Origin of the sequence: Acinetobacter sp. YH12117 (genome assembly GCF_013418865.1) — a bacterium.
Classification (GTDB): Bacteria; Pseudomonadota; Gammaproteobacteria; order Pseudomonadales; family Moraxellaceae; genus Acinetobacter; species Acinetobacter indicus.
Genome location: NZ_VPBF01000001.1, coordinates 86058 through 100343, shown reverse-complemented (window position 1 = coordinate 100343; position 14286 = coordinate 86058). Strand labels below are relative to the sequence as shown.

Below are 14286 nucleotides of genomic sequence, written 5' to 3'. Positions count from 1 at the left end.
AATACTGACTGAATAATTTGAAATTAAAGACAAGGCGCCTTAAGCAAGTTCCAGCTCACCAACCTGATGATAGGCACGATTAAAATACACCAGACCATGTCCTTGCTGACTGTGCTGAATGGCCAGCACACGGCACATAAAAATGCTATGCGTACCCACCTGCTGAATCTGCTCAATCTCGCAATCAAAGCTGGTCAAGGCATCTGTTAACACCGGCGCGCCGGTTTCCAGCTCAGTCCAGGTTCCATATTGAAAGCGCTCTTCAGACTTCATTTTGGAGGCAAAGACATTGGAGATTTGTTGATGCTGCGCGCCTAGCACATTCACGCTCAAGATTTTATTTTCAATAAAATGGGCGTGTGAGCGTGAAGCCTGATTCATGCAAACCAATAAGGTCGGTGGTGTATCGGTTACACTACACACGGCAGATGCGGTAAATCCATGCACACCAGACGCCCCTGCCGTGGTCACCACATTGACCGCGCTGCTGAGCAAAGACATGGCATTTCTAAAGTCTGCTGCTTCAATCATCACCGGATTCCTTCATTTTCTTGGGTTATGCTTGAAATGGTTGTTAAGCGGATGGGCCAGATGTTTTCCATCCATTCCCATCAGCTCTGCCACATGATGTGCCTGCGCGTTAAGCACTCAATTCTTGACGCACAATATCGGCGCCAGCGCTTAAAGCACGAAGTTTACCTTGCGCCACCTGACGCGATAACGGCGTCATACCACAGTTGGTCGATGGATAAAGCTTGTCGGCATCAACAAACTGCAAAGCTTTACGCAAGGTATTGGCCACTTCTTCTGCGGTTTCAATCTGGTTGGTGGCCACATCAATAGCGCCAACCATAACTTTTTTGCCGCGGATCAGCTCAATCAGGTCCATCGGTACGCGTGAGTTCTGACATTCCAGCGAAACAATATCAATTTTGGATTGTTGCAGTTTCGGGAACACGGCTTCATATTGACGCCATTCAGAGCCTAAGGTTTTTTTCCAGTCAGTATTGGCTTTAATGCCATAGCCATAGCAGATATGCACGGCGGTTTCGCATTTCAGACCTTCCAGTGCGCGTTCCAGCGTGGCCACACCCCAGTCATTGACTTCATCAAAGAACACGTTAAAAGCAGGTTCATCAAGCTGGATAATATCGACCCCAGCGGCTTCGAGTTCCCTTGCCTCCTGATTCAGGATTTTGGCAAATTCCCAGGCCAGTTTTTCACGGCTTTTGTAATGACCATCGTACAGGGTATCAATCATGGTCATTGGACCCGGCAAAGCCCATTTAATTGGCTGAGTGGTCTGGCTGCGTAAAAACTTGGCATCTTCCACAAACACCGGCTGTTTCCGGGCCACCTCACCGATCACCGAAGGTACGCTGGCATCATAACGGTTACGAATACGCACCGTTTCCCGTTTTTCAAAATCCACACCTTCGAGATGTTCAATAAAGGTGGTGACAAAATGCTGACGGGTCTGCTCACCATCGCTGACAATATCAATTCCGGCCAGTAACTGTTCATGCAGTGACAGGCTCAAGGCATCCTGTTTGGCTTCACGCAGTGCATCGCCTTCAAGTTTCCATGGCGACCAGAGTTTTTCCGGTTCTGCCAGCCAGGATGGTTTCGGTAAGCTGCCTGCGGTTGAGGTTGGGAGTAAAATGCTCATCTTTAATCTTCTATCTCTATACGTTGAATTAAGCAGCGTTGGTTGCTACGGCGTAGCTGGCAGCCCACTGTTCCAGAATGTGCTGATACGGTTTAATAAAGTGTTCTTCTGTCCATTTGCCCTGTTTTACGGCCAGCTGGCTACGCTCGACACGATCATAGACAATTTGCGTTAAGGAATAATCCGGGTACTCAAGACTAGGTTGATAGACCTGACCTGCAGTCGAGTTGGCATTATAAATTTCAGGACGATAAATCTTCTGGAAGCTTTCCATGGTGCTAATCGCGCTGATTAATTCAAGATCGGTATAATCCGCCAATAAATCACCGCTAAAATAGAACGCCAAAGGTGCAGCACTATTTTCCGGTTTAAAATAGCGAACAGTTAAACCCATTTTTGCGAAATAATGATCTGTTCTTGAGTATTCATTTTGCTGATATTCAACCCCTAACACCGGATGAATATTGGCGGTACGATAATAGGTTTTGGTGGTCGATACGCTCAGGCAGATCACCGGCTGTTTATTAAACTGTGACTGGAACGCCTCGGAATTCACCACGTACTGATACAGCTTGCCGTGCAAATCACCAAAGTTGTCAGGCATTTCCCCGGCTTTATGGCCTTGGGACAATAAAAGCACGCTAAAGTCATAATCACGTACATACGATGAAAAACTGTTTCCGATCATGCCTTCAATACGCTGATTGGTACGATGATCAACAATCGTTGATTTCAGCATTTCAATGGCTGGAAAGGCGTTACCATTGCCTTCGACATCAAGATCTGCAGACACAATATCAATTTCCAGTGAATAACGGTCACCCTTCGGATTATCCCAATGTGCCAAGGCATTAAAACGGTTATTGATCATGCGCAGCGTGTTACGCAGGTTCTGTTCACGGCTTTCGCCACGCGCCAGATTGGCAAAGTTGGTTGTTAAACGGGTACTGTCCGCTGGTTGATAGTTTTCATCAAAACGAATACGTTTAATTGAACATGCAAACTGTTGACTCATCTGTTCCACCGCTTTAAATATCTAAAAATAAAAATCTGAATGTCTTTCTGGTTTTAGTTATACGTGAACCCTAAGATGAATAAAAATGATTTAATCTAAGTTAATAGTGAATTAAATTCATGTTTTGATTTGAATAGCGTTATTTAAGGCGAAAATATAGAAAAATAGACTGCCCTATGAGTCATCAATCGAGTCCAATTTTTCTTGCTGGAAAAAGGCCAAAAAGCTAGATTTAGAATCAAAATAGATTTTTTTAATTTTAATAAAAACAATTATTTATAATTTTTATTGTAGCTAAATATCTTCACATTTTGTTGAAGAAAATGAGCTTCTTGATGGAATAAAAAATTGGCTCGCCTAAATATTTGGATCTGGTCTATTTAGGTCAAACGGCGCTTATATAAAAATGTCTATAAAAGCATCAACATGAATTTGGCTCAGTTGAAGATGAGGAAAAATCAAGGGGTTTAGCTTGTAAATGATCAGTGATTTACCTTCCTATTAAACGAATAGATGCAGTGATCTTCTGTAGCCCTATCTTCTTGAGAGGCGACTTAGCGACGCTCAGCCTCTATAAAAAATGAAAATTTAAACCGGCTCAGCTATACTACTTAAAATACAAGCAGAATATTAAGATCAGTAAAATAAGGAAATATCCGATGACTTTTCAAAAAACAATCTTAGGCCTAAGTTTAGGTTGTGTACTGACACTGTATGGCTGTGCCAAACCCACTTCTGATCAGGCTGAAACTGAAGTCAGTACTTCTGAAATCACATCAGATTCAAATGAAACTGCCAAAGCCAGCTCAGATTTTGATCTGAATAACATCCCCATTTCGACCGCAGTGCTTGGCGAGTTTCCTTATATTGAGTTACCACAGGGTTATCGCTATCAGAATGATGAAAATCGAAAGTTTGAACGTGTGCCGTTTTGGACAGGACATGACTTTCACTGGGTTGAAGGAAAACTGTTTAGTTCGGGTATTACCGCTAAATCAGATTATAAAGAAGGCAGTTATTTAGAAATACAGCGTAATCTTGATGCGGTAATTAAACAGCTTGGCGGTGTAGAAGTTGCCAATAGTCAAATCCCCAAAGAGCTTGCCAACAGTCTGCCTGATGCCATTCGGGTGCAACATGGTTCAGGTTTGGCTGATATTTATAATTACCCTGCGCAAACGTATGTGATTCGACAAGCGGATAAAAATATTTGGTTCCATTTGGCGCAATCTGGTCACTATATGGGTTTAATGGTAGCGGAAAGTCAGCCCTTAAATATCACTGCCAAAGCACTGACGTCGAGTGCACTGAAACAAAGTCTGGATCAGAACAGTAAAGTGAGTGTGCAAATTAACTTTGCCACAGATCAAGCCGATATTTTGCCAGACTCACAAGAACAAATAGATCAGATTATTGCTTTACTGAAAGATAACGATGATTTAAAACTTGGCATTTACGGACATACTGATAATACAGGCGATGCGGCGCATAATTTAAAATTGTCTGAGCAACGTGCGCAAGCTGTGGTGACTGCTCTAACCAAAGCAGGCATTGATACAAATCGTCTGACAGCCAAAGGTTTTGGGGATACTCAGCCTGTTGCAGATAATGCGACTGAAGATGGTAAGGCGAAAAACCGTCGGGTGGAGTTGGTGAAATTATAAAAGTCTAAATACTAAAAAGACCGCAATATAGCGGTCTTTTTTACATCTTTTTATAAATGGTGTCACGGCGGTCAACGTCTAAGACAAGCACCACAATTTTGGCGTCAATGACTTGATAGACTAAGCGATACGCGGTTTCAGCTTATCAAACTTTTAAGTGCGGTTTTTGTGAACTCGAACTCTTAAGTCAGCTAAAGTTATCCTGATAGTTTCTTCACTTTTCGCTTTTTCTGCTAGTTGTAATAAATAAACCTCATCCATAACACAATCTTTTAAGATTATTTTTGTATTTTCCAAAATGCGATTTTGACGATCAGGGCTACGACCTTCTAAAAATTCTGGTATTTTTTTTACCATATTTCATAAGCTCCAAATAGGATGTTCTTCCCAATTATCAGGAAAACCCATCGCAACACGCCAATTTTCATCTTTCACAATAGGTTTTAAGAGTTTATTCAATTGATAGCACCACTCTGAATCAAATCCTGTCGGTCTTAGCAAGGTTTTTAAGATTAAGAGTACATAGAAGATACGTTTATTCGTCGGTGTAATCGGTGATTGCCAATTTGGATCTTTGTCAGCTTTAGATTTAATTGCTAATTCTTTATTCCATAACCGTCCATGATGGGCACAAATATTTCTTACATAGGTCAATATATGCAACCATTCAGCTAATTTTTCATGATGCAAAGAAAAATACTGTGCGATTGCTTTCTTATCTTCTTTATTATTTGCCTTATTATTTATTAAACCACTATATAAAAATGACAATGAACCAAAAACTTAAAACTTCTGTCAGCATCCAAATTGGGATTTGAGGAAAACCATCATAATTTTGTTGAAAATGCTGAATGAAAGTATCTTTAGAGCGTCCAACTTCTTTGTTGCATGTTTCTAAAAATTTTCTATGGTTAAATTTGGGATAAAAATTTTGTGCATTGTAGATACCAAATGCACCATATTGATGACCGAGATAATACGTTAATTTCGTTCGTAAAAACGTTTCTATAATTTCGATAGCACCGAATATTTGTAATCGTAATTCAGTATCAAATTCATATAATTGCACAATTTTTTCAAACGAAGTGCCCGGCTTGAATCGATCTAAGACATTATTTCCTGACCTTATTCGGTAAGGATACCAATATGCACTTAAGCGATAATAACCATATTTTGCCAATATTCCTTCAGCCCAAGCAACATTATGAATACTCAATCCTTTAGACTGTAGATGATGCACTTGCTCAGCATATGATAAAGGCTTTTTATTATAAGGTTTTAACATAATTCACTAAAATCGAGGCATAAAAAACCGCCAAGGTTGCGCGGACTTCAAAAGAAGAACTAAGCGTGGCGGCTGTATTAAATACATAATAGCGACAATTGTCATTATTAGCAAGTTATGATCAAAAACTGCCCTTAGCGACGGTCTTTTTTATATCTAATCTCCTCTCCCCCCTATTTATTAAAGAGGTGAGGAACAGCATTCCGCAAGGGGAGAATTTTTAAGCCACAGGTGATAACCTAAACAACATCTGCCATTGTTCATGAACCTTTTACTTCTCAAAAATCTCTCTTAAATCCTCCGTCATCCCTTGGGCGGACTTAAACTCGCCTTGCTGGTTTTTCCACACCATTGACGGCGTGGCAAAGAAACCATATTTAGCCATCAGTTCCTGATTGGCATCTATTTTTGCAGCAATATCAGCAGGGATATTTTTGGTAATTTTTAACTTGTTTTGCCCTTTGTTGGCATTGTAACTGGTAAACACCTGCTGTGGATTTTTAGCCATCAGCATGGTCGCCACTTGCCCGCGACTCTCATCACGAATGACTGCCACCTGAATATGTCTAAGCTGTACCTTCCCCGCCTTCACCCACGGACGTGCCTTTTGCCAGAAGGTATGGCAATACGGACAATTCGGGTCTGAAAATACATATACAATCCGCGGCGCATCTTTTTGTCCGTCCTGAATCCAGGTGGAGTTTTCCAGACTTTTCCAGACATCATCCAGCACGGCGTCTTTGACATGGGTTTCAAGCGCTTTGATGGTCAGGTTCTCACCCTTGGCATTGTGCAAATCGCCAATAATGTAATATTTCTGGTCATTGGAAATAAACACGGTTGCCGGACTTTGCTGCATATGCCCGGCCCATCCGGTCATTTTTTCTGGCGCTTCAATCTGTTTGATAAATTTAAAGCCTTCCTGCTCAATCTGTTTTTTCAGATCAGTCTGGGCAAATGCTGTCGTATTTAACAGCAGCAGGAACAACGCAGCGGGATAGATCATTTTCATGAGAATTTCCTGTTATTTTGAAGATGGAGCAGAAAGATCATTGATATAGCGACGCAGCATCGGCTGGGTCAGTTCTCCCATATGCCGATGCACGAGCTGTCCTTGCGCATTAAAGAACAAGGTGCTTGGCAAGCCATACATATTCATCTGGGTGGCCATGTCACCTTGAGGATCAAACAGGACATGCTGGAAATTAAAACCATGCTGACGCAGATAATCCTGTACGGTGTCAGTCGTTTCGCCCTGATTCAGCATTACAAAATGAATGTCCGGATAATCCTGCTGGGCCTGATGTAAAACCGGCATTTCCCGGTGACACGGCGGACACCAGCTGGCCCACAGGTTGATGACGGTCGGTTTGCCAACCCAGTGCTGTAGCGGCACCTGTTGCTGCTGTAAATTTTGAAATTGCAGGTCAGGATACTGATTCTGCTGTGGCAAGACTGATTGAATACCCCAGTTCAGACAAAGCTGGATCGCAACAAATAGCGCGATCAATATCGCTTTAGGCAGATTGGCCAATGCCCGGTTTTTCCATAAAAACCACCCAATGCCGGCAATCAATCCACCATAAAAATGAAAGCCTTTGTCCTGAATCTTGATTATATCCAGTGGTGTCGCCAGATAATGATCGGCATGCATCAGCACAAAAACCAGTCGTGCGGCAATTAATCCCACCCAGAATGACGTCCACAAGCTGTCACTAAAGATGCGCCAGCTAGGTTCAGGCCATTGCTGTTTCTGTCTGAAATATCGCCCTGTCCCATACACCAGCACTAATCCGGTGAGCAGCAGCACAATCTGCCACGGCAACATCAGTGGGCCTATATGCAGCGCCGTTGCAGAAACCATCATGGTGTTTTTGCCTGCTGAAGTTGCTGTAAGCGCTGAATAAGTTGGGTCGCGCTAAAGGTACCAGTTAAACGTAAAGTACGCTGTTCCTGCTGCTGACTGTCCAGGAAAATCATGGTCGGTGGACCAAGAATCTGCCAGTCACGCAGTAATTCATCTTGAGATGGATGATACTCGGTTAAATCCAGTTTAATCCGTACCACATCCTGCAAGGCGGCCTGTACATCGGTACGGGGCAGGACTTCATTTTCTACCGGTTGACAGCCCACACACCAGTCGGCATAGACATCAATCACGATACTGCGTCCACTGTTTTGCTGTAGCAGCTGTGCCAGTTCCTGCTGGGTATGCACCTTTTGCCAGCTGAGTGTTTGTTGGGCATGGACTGCACCCATCTGCTGAAGGCCATGTTGAATATGCCAAATACCAATAGCGGTCATGGCCAGCGCCAGCACAATAACGCCAACACGCGAAATTTTCCCTTGCAGATGTCTGCGGATTAAATCGAAGCAGTAAATCGCCAGTGCCAGGAAAATAATGCCCATCAACAGGAAATAGGCCACAGTCGGCAGCAATGGGCGGGCGAAATAAACCGCCAGCGCCAGCATTAAAAAGCCGAAACTGAATTTCAACCGGTCCATCCACAAACCTGGTTTCGGTAAATATTTGGCGCCAAATACAGCGGCAATAAATAAAGGAATCCCGAGGCCCAGACCCAGTACAAACAGATAGGTCGCGCCGAGTACCGGCTGATCCAACTGCGATACGAACAGCAAAGCACCAGCCAAAGGCGCGCTCATACACGGACCTACAATCAGCGCGGAAATCATCCCCATTAACGCAGCACCCACCAGCGTACCGCCCTGCTGTTTTTGCTGCCATCGGTCCAGTCGTTGTAATAAACCTTGTGGTAAGGACAGCTGATACACCCCAAACAGGTTCAAGGCAAACAAGATAAATAGCACCGCAAAGATGCCAATAAAGATCGGGCTTTGGAACCAGCGCTGGAAACTATAGCCCAGTTGTGCAACCGCCAGTCCCATCACCGCATACACTGCGGCCATACCCAGTACGAAAGCCAGCGCAATCAACGCAGCACGATAACCACGATGACGCTGTACCAGAATGCCAGACAAAATTGGAATCAGTGGCAAAGAACAAGGTAAAAAGGCCAGTAAAATACCAAAACCTAAAAAAATCAGCAGATTAAAAAATAAATGATGTTCCGAGAGTAAATTGAAAAAATACTGGTCGTTGTTCCATTCAGATTGTAATGACGCGGCGGCTGCCGTTTGTGTCTCGCCTGCGATTTCACTGGCCGGCACCGGATTAGACGCTACGACTGAAATTTCTGAAGCCGCGACAGCATCAGTGAGTTTTGTCGGCTCTGTATTCTCTACTGCGGCAATCGACTCATTTTCAATGACTGCTTCTTCGGCGGCAGCAGATGTAGTTGTCAGTACTGTTTTTTCAGGTTTACTTGGTGCCGCTTCAATTTTAGCCGGTGCATCCAGCGCGACCGGTTTGGCGGCACTTAATAAACGCCGTTCGCTTGAAGGCGCATCTGACTGGGGCAACAAGCCTTGCGCATCGGTCTGAATGGTGGCGCGTTGCACCGGATAACATAAACCGCTTTCGGCACAGCCCTGCCACTGAATTTTAAATTGCTGGTTTGGCGCGACCGTAATCGTGGTCTTGACCTGATGATAATGCACCTTGGTCTGGCCAAAGGTCGGATCGTTCTTATCTTCCGGCACCGGCAGCTGTAATTTTAGCGCACCAGCATCGCTACGCACCTGTAGCTGATCATGATATAAATAATAATCTTCGGCGATGGTCCAGCGCAGTTCCGCCTGATCATCGCTAATAGAACGCGCCTGAAACTGAAACGCCTGATCGGATGGCAAGAACTCCTGCGCCTGTGACCAGACTGGCCAGAATGCACAAAGAACCACAAGCAAAGCACTTACACGCGTAATCATGACGTCCATTTTTCTGTAGAAAACCCGATTCATTATTAAAAAGATTAAATTAAGAGAACATTAACATAGCTCATTATTTATAAAATAGGATTTCAGGTGGAGAGTAACTATGTTTGTGGTTCTGGTCGAAGATGATCCTTATATTGCCCAAAGTATCTGTTCAGCGCTGGACTATTTAAATATTTCAGTCGAGCATGTGGCCACTGCGCGTGCTGCCGATTATTTTATCCGGCAAAGTGCGGTCGACCTGTGCCTGCTGGATTTGGGCCTGCCCGATCAGGATGGTCTGGAACTGCTGCAGCAGTGGCGTCAGGATAAAATTCATCTGCCGGTACTGGTTCTAACTGCCCGGCATCAAACCCGGCAATGTGTAGAAGCCTTAAATCTGGGGGCCGATGACTACCTGACCAAACCCTTTGAACTGGATGAGCTGATTGCCCGTATTCATGCGCTGGCACGGCGTAATCGAGGTTTTTCTTCCAATCTGTTACAACTGGGCGATTTGCAGTTAAACCGCGATACCCAGGAAGTGACGTTCCAGCAGCAGCCGGTGACTCTGTCACGGCGTGAATACAGCCTGCTGGAAACCCTGATGAGCCATCCCAACCAGATTTTAAAAAATGAACAGCTGCTCGATAAACTGTATGGCTATCAGGACAGTATCGAGAGCAACGCGCTGAATGTGCATATTTATCATTTACGCCAGAAACTAGAGCCGCAGCTGATTCAGACCATTCGTGGTGTGGGCTATATGTTTAAAGTGCCGGAAACCGAGAGCTGAATATGCAGAACTACAGTTTAAAATGGCGGCTGGTTAGCATGTTTATGGTGGTGTTTCTTAGCCTGTGGAGTCTGGTGTTTTGCTGGCTATATTATGATTTGCAGCAGCGGCTGCAAGATACGCTGGATCAGCGCCTGTTTGCCTCTGCACAAATGGTGGCGCGGCTGATTCAGCATTTGCCGCTCCAGGAAATTAATCCCGATTCCTTAAAACAGGTGGCCGAACAGTATCATGCGCAAAACCTGATTGCCTGTGAGGTGTCGGTGTTTAGCTCGGATATTACCTTGGGGCCGTATGTGGTGGCTCGCACCCGCGGTGCGCCGGCGCAGCTAACCGGACAGCAACCGGGCTTTAGTACCTGGCAGGAAAATGGTGTGGAATGGCGCAGTTATGTGCTGCGTAAAGGTGATATTCAGGTGGTGGCCGCAGAACGGCTGGTGCTTAGAGCGTCGTTATTGCAACAGATTCTGCAATCGGTGCTGATTCCGCTGGTGTTATCGCTACTGATCTGTATGGCGCTGGTGATTCATATTCTGCGTAAAGAATTCCGCCCTTTAGATGATATGGCCCAGCAACTGGCAGATAAACAGCATTCGCTGTCAGATGCGGCGCATTATCTGCAACATCTAGATGCGCGTAAAATTCCCAAAGAAGTCCAGCCCTTTGTCGATAATTCCAATCAGCTGATTCAGAACCTGCACCATAGTCTGGAAAATGAAAAACTGTTTACCGCCTATGCCGCGCATGAACTGCGTAGCCCTTTAACCGCAATTAAAACTCATGTACAACTCAGCCGGATGATGGTTGAACAGAATCCGGCGCAGGCCAGCAAGCTGATTGAAAACCTGAAACAGGCCGAAAACAGTATCTGGCGCTATCAGCAGTTGCTGGAACAGTTGTTATTACTGAGCCAGACCGATCATGACGCTGCGCAAGCCGCCCCAGATTCGGAAACCACCGAAGTCGCACCAGTTTTGAGGCAAGTGATGGAAGAATTAAGTCTGGTTTATCCACATTTAAACACTATCTTGCAGGTCGATTGGGAAAGTCTGCAGACCCTGCAACTACCACCGCTGAGCTTGCAGACGATTCTGAAAAATCTGCTGGAAAATGCCCTGCTACATGCCCAAGGCTTAAGCCGAATTGCAATTACCATGCATAATCAGCAACTGCTGGTACAAGATGATGGTCAGGGGCTGACTGCCGCTGAACTGACCCAGATGACCCTGCGCTTCTGGCGTAAATCTGCCCAGCAACAGGGACATGGTTTAGGGCTGGCTTTGGTCAAAGCGCTGCTCCAGCATCATCACTACCAGATGGATTTAAGCCTGAACCCGCCTCAGGGTTTAAGCATTCGCATTCGGCCGGAGCAGCCCTCTTCCACGCTCAATTAAAGGGTTGATGCTTGGGGACTAGATTAGAAGCTATATCTTAGGCCCCAAACCGCCTGATTTTTCTGTTTGATTTTACTGCGGTCATAGCCACCCAGAATGAAGTCGGAAAAGACATTCACATTCGGCGCAACTGCATAATCCAGCCCGACCGAGGCAAAACGAAAAGCAGTATCGGTCTGGGTATCTAAAAATTCCTGGCCTTCATATTTGCCGGAGTCATTAAAATAGGAACCGGCAACGGCCAGATTTCCAGTTAATTTGTCGCTGAGCTGATGGGCATAGTTCAGGCTGACATAGGTATCACCCTGATTCATATACACCACATCATATAAATAGGTCGACACGCCGAAGGTTAGTGTAGCTTGCTCATTCAGGTTTTTACTGACACGCAGGCCCAGTTCATTGGAGGTGGTGCTGTCCCCACCCGGATAATAATAGGTCGCATTCCACAGATCCCAAGTGAGGCCTTTAAAATCTGACACATGCCCGACAATAAAATCATGTTCCATTTTATCGGTGCTGTATTGCCGGCCTTGTTGTAAATCGCGGTATGAATAACCCAGTGTACTGCCCCAATAAGCAGCATAAAAATTTCCGTAACCCAGGGTTAAAGAGGCCTGCAAAGCCAGGTCTTCATTTTCTGGTGCATTGGTCAGACCGCGCGACACATATTTAGATACTGCGGTCAGCTGACCAGACACATCAATAGAGGAAGACGATGCATCATTGGCCCAGCTGGACATGCTGATACATGACAGACACCCGGCGGCGACCACCGTTCTTGTAAATGGAATCATTGTTTTAAAATTTAACCTGATTAAATGTAAAAAATCCCAGCCAACCATCGGACCGTGAGCTGTGCGGATGGTTGGGTATCTGGTTTTAACTAAGAAAAAGGATGTGTATAAAAATGCACATCAAAATGATCTAAGAGATCAAAGCGTTCTGTTGCGGCTAGATTGACCGGACTGGCGTATTGGCCCGGTAAAATGGCGCCGTAGATTTGGCCAGCGCCGGTTTGGCACGAATATGATCGGCCAGTTTTTCGGCCATCATAATGGTGGTGGCATTCAGGTTGCCGGTAATAATCAGCGGCATGATGGAAGCATCAATCACTCGCAGGTTTTGCAGTCCATGTACCCGCCCGTAGCCATCGACCACGGCCATATCATCTTCACCCATTTTGCAGCTGCAAGATGGATGGAACGCAGTTTCAGCGTGGTTACGGATAAATTCGTCCAGCTCGGCATCACTTTGTACCTGTTTGCCCGGGCTGATTTCTTCGCCGCGATAGGCATCTAAAGCCGGTTGATGCATGATGTCCCGGGTAATGCGGATGGCATCACGGAACTCGCGCCAGTCCTGTTCGGTACTCATATAATTGAACAGGATACTTGGATGCTGAAACGGATCTTTGGAGCGCAGTTTGACCCGACCGCGGGATGGAGAGCGCATGGAACCGACATGCGCCTGAAAACCATGCTGCTGAATGGCATTACTGCCATTGTAGTTAATGGCGACCGGTAAAAAGTGATACTGGATATTCGGCCAGGCAAACTCATCGGAGGTGCGGATAAAGCCACCGGCTTCAAACTGGTTACTGGCACCCACACCCTGACCTAAAAACAGCCATTCTGCGCCAATTTTTGGCTGGTTATACCATTTTAAGGCTGGATATAAGCTGACCGGTTTTTTGCACTGATACTGTAAATACATTTCCAGATGATCTTGCAGGTTTTCGCCCACGCCCGGTAAATCATGAACCACCGGAATCTCCAGGCTTTTTAGATGCTGGGCATTACCGACACCGGAACGCTGCAGAATTTGCGGGGAAGCAATGGCACCCCCACAGAGCAGCACTTCTTTTTCAGCAAAGACTTGGAGTGGCTGCGCGGTACTTTGTCCCTGAAAATATTCGACTCCCACCGCCTGCTTGCCATGAAATAGAATTTTATTGGTCATGGCATGGGTGCGAATGGTTAAATTCGGGCGCTGTCTGGCCATATCCAGATAACCACGCGCCGTGCTGGAACGGCGTCCCTGTGGGGTTACGGTACGGTCCATCGGGCCAAATCCTTCCTGCTGATAGCCATTTAAATCATCGGTACGTGGATAGCCAGCCTGTACCGCAGCATCGACCATGGCATGAAACAGCTCGTTATTTCCGGCTTTCGGGGTGGCGACCTGTACCGGACCACTGTCGCCATGATAGTCATTGCCGCCAATATCACGGGTTTCGGCCTTTTTATAATAAGGCAGGCAGTCGGCATAGCTCCAATGTTCCAGTCCTTTCAAACTGGCCCATTGTTCCAGATCCATCGCATTGCCGCGGATATAACACATGCCGTTAATCAGGGAGGAACCGCCCAAGCCTTTACCGCGACCACATTCCATACGGCGGTTATTCATATACGGTTCCGGATCGGTCAGATAGGCCCAGTTATAACGCCGGCCCTGTAAGGGATAAGCCAGCGCGGCAGGCATCTGGGTACGAAAATCCAGCCGGTAGTCCGGCCCACCTGCTTCCAGGAGCAACACCGTCGTGTCCGGATCTTCGGTTAATCGAGCCGCCAGCACATTCCCGGCAGAACCTGCGCCAATAATAATATAGTCATAATTCATGCAGCATGAT

The 14286-nt window shown here is 45.7% G+C and carries 14 protein-coding genes; 3 read left to right on the top strand and 11 right to left on the bottom strand.

The window, feature by feature from the left end; all coding sequences use genetic code 11:
* Nucleotides 1-39: 39 nt before the first annotated feature.
* From FTU55_RS00450 to FTU55_RS00440, 3 genes are all read right to left on the bottom strand, one after another.
* Nucleotides 40-531 carry a flavin reductase gene (locus FTU55_RS00450; RefSeq protein WP_180045808.1) on the bottom strand — a complete coding sequence of 164 codons (492 nt, stop codon included), beginning with the start codon at nt 529-531 and terminating at the stop codon, nt 40-42.
* A 109-nt stretch (nt 532-640) separates the two neighbouring features.
* Entirely contained in the window at nt 641-1669 is a 1029-nt protein-coding gene (locus tag FTU55_RS00445) for a methionine synthase (protein WP_180045806.1), read from the bottom strand.
* A gap of 28 nt (nt 1670-1697) precedes the next feature.
* Nucleotides 1698-2684, bottom strand: coding sequence for a DUF1852 domain-containing protein (locus FTU55_RS00440; protein ID WP_016658148.1), 987 nt, complete (start codon nt 2682-2684; stop codon nt 1698-1700).
* 659 nt (nt 2685-3343) lie between these two features.
* On the opposite strand from FTU55_RS00440, the gene FTU55_RS00435 reads away from it, so the two are divergent.
* Complete coding sequence (locus FTU55_RS00435; protein WP_180045804.1) at nt 3344-4348, top strand: OmpA family protein; 1005 nt, start codon at nt 3344-3346, stop codon at nt 4346-4348.
* A gap of 153 nt (nt 4349-4501) precedes the next feature.
* On the opposite strand, the gene FTU55_RS00430 is transcribed toward FTU55_RS00435, so the two are convergent.
* The 6 genes from FTU55_RS00430 to dsbD form a co-directional block, all read right to left on the bottom strand.
* Nucleotides 4502-4705 (bottom strand): hypothetical protein, encoded by a 204-nt coding sequence (locus FTU55_RS00430; protein ID WP_127801575.1) that lies wholly within the window; start codon nt 4703-4705, stop codon nt 4502-4504.
* Between the two features lie 3 nt (nt 4706-4708).
* A complete protein-coding gene (locus FTU55_RS15060) occupies nt 4709-5119 on the bottom strand; it encodes an Abi family protein (RefSeq protein WP_257223310.1) in 411 nt (136 codons plus the stop codon).
* Complete coding sequence (locus FTU55_RS15055) at nt 5103-5633, bottom strand: Abi family protein (RefSeq protein WP_257220530.1); 531 nt, start codon at nt 5631-5633, stop codon at nt 5103-5105. Before FTU55_RS15055 ends, FTU55_RS15060 begins: the two co-directional genes overlap by 17 nt.
* 271 nt (nt 5634-5904) lie before the next feature.
* Complete coding sequence (dsbG, locus tag FTU55_RS00420; RefSeq protein WP_075175219.1) at nt 5905-6645, bottom strand: thiol:disulfide interchange protein DsbG; 741 nt, start codon at nt 6643-6645, stop codon at nt 5905-5907.
* Nucleotides 6646-6657: 12 nt separating this feature from the next.
* Complete coding sequence (locus FTU55_RS00415; protein WP_180045802.1) at nt 6658-7500, bottom strand: TlpA disulfide reductase family protein; 843 nt, start codon at nt 7498-7500, stop codon at nt 6658-6660.
* Nucleotides 7497-9479, bottom strand: a complete 1983-nt coding sequence (gene dsbD / locus FTU55_RS00410) for a protein-disulfide reductase DsbD (protein ID WP_180045800.1) — start codon at nt 9477-9479, stop codon at nt 7497-7499. Before dsbD ends, FTU55_RS00415 begins: the two co-directional genes overlap by 4 nt.
* Before the next feature lie 109 nt (nt 9480-9588).
* Here dsbD and FTU55_RS00405 point away from each other — a divergent pair, with 109 nt between their 5' ends.
* On the top strand, nt 9589-10260 hold the full coding sequence (locus FTU55_RS00405) for a response regulator transcription factor (RefSeq protein ID WP_171431915.1): 672 nt from the start codon (nt 9589-9591) through the stop codon (nt 10258-10260).
* A 2-nt stretch (nt 10261-10262) separates the two neighbouring features.
* The gene (locus FTU55_RS00400; protein WP_180045798.1) at nt 10263-11654 is read left to right on the top strand and encodes an ATP-binding protein; all 1392 of its coding nucleotides are present in this window, start codon (nt 10263-10265) and stop codon (nt 11652-11654) included.
* A gap of 23 nt (nt 11655-11677) precedes the next feature.
* On the opposite strand, the gene FTU55_RS00395 is transcribed toward FTU55_RS00400, so the two are convergent.
* Together FTU55_RS00395 and betA are read right to left on the bottom strand one after the other, a co-directional pair.
* Entirely contained in the window at nt 11678-12451 is a 774-nt protein-coding gene (locus FTU55_RS00395; RefSeq protein ID WP_152342388.1) for a hypothetical protein, read from the bottom strand.
* 157 nt (nt 12452-12608) lie between these two features.
* Nucleotides 12609-14276 carry a choline dehydrogenase gene (betA, locus tag FTU55_RS00390; RefSeq protein WP_127801582.1) on the bottom strand — a complete coding sequence of 556 codons (1668 nt, stop codon included), beginning with the start codon at nt 14274-14276 and terminating at the stop codon, nt 12609-12611.
* Nucleotides 14277-14286: the final 10 nt, after the last annotated feature.

Bases quoted from the DNA above. Each gene is read 5' to 3' on its own strand.
- FTU55_RS00450 (WP_180045808.1), bottom strand. From the start codon at position 531: ATGATTGAAGCAGCAGACTTTAGAAATGCCATGTCTTTGCTCAGCAGC.
- FTU55_RS00445 (WP_180045806.1), bottom strand. From the start codon at position 1,669: ATGAGCATTTTACTCCCAACCTCAACCGCAGGCAGCTTACCGAAACCA.
- FTU55_RS00440 (WP_016658148.1), bottom strand. From the start codon at position 2,684: ATGAGTCAACAGTTTGCATGTTCAATTAAACGTATTCGTTTTGATGAA.
- FTU55_RS00435 (WP_180045804.1), top strand. From the start codon at position 3,344: ATGACTTTTCAAAAAACAATCTTAGGCCTAAGTTTAGGTTGTGTACTG.
- FTU55_RS00430 (WP_127801575.1), bottom strand. From the start codon at position 4,705: ATGGTAAAAAAAATACCAGAATTTTTAGAAGGTCGTAGCCCTGATCGT.
- FTU55_RS15055 (WP_257220530.1), bottom strand. From the start codon at position 5,633: ATGTTAAAACCTTATAATAAAAAGCCTTTATCATATGCTGAGCAAGTG.
- dsbG (WP_075175219.1), bottom strand. From the start codon at position 6,645: ATGAAAATGATCTATCCCGCTGCGTTGTTCCTGCTGCTGTTAAATACG.
- FTU55_RS00415 (WP_180045802.1), bottom strand. From the start codon at position 7,500: ATGATGGTTTCTGCAACGGCGCTGCATATAGGCCCACTGATGTTGCCG.
- dsbD (WP_180045800.1), bottom strand. From the start codon at position 9,479: ATGATTACGCGTGTAAGTGCTTTGCTTGTGGTTCTTTGTGCATTCTGG.
- FTU55_RS00405 (WP_171431915.1), top strand. From the start codon at position 9,589: ATGTTTGTGGTTCTGGTCGAAGATGATCCTTATATTGCCCAAAGTATC.
- FTU55_RS00400 (WP_180045798.1), top strand. From the start codon at position 10,263: ATGCAGAACTACAGTTTAAAATGGCGGCTGGTTAGCATGTTTATGGTG.
- FTU55_RS00395 (WP_152342388.1), bottom strand. From the start codon at position 12,451: ATGATTCCATTTACAAGAACGGTGGTCGCCGCCGGGTGTCTGTCATGT.
- betA (WP_127801582.1), bottom strand. From the start codon at position 14,276: ATGAATTATGACTATATTATTATTGGCGCAGGTTCTGCCGGGAATGTG.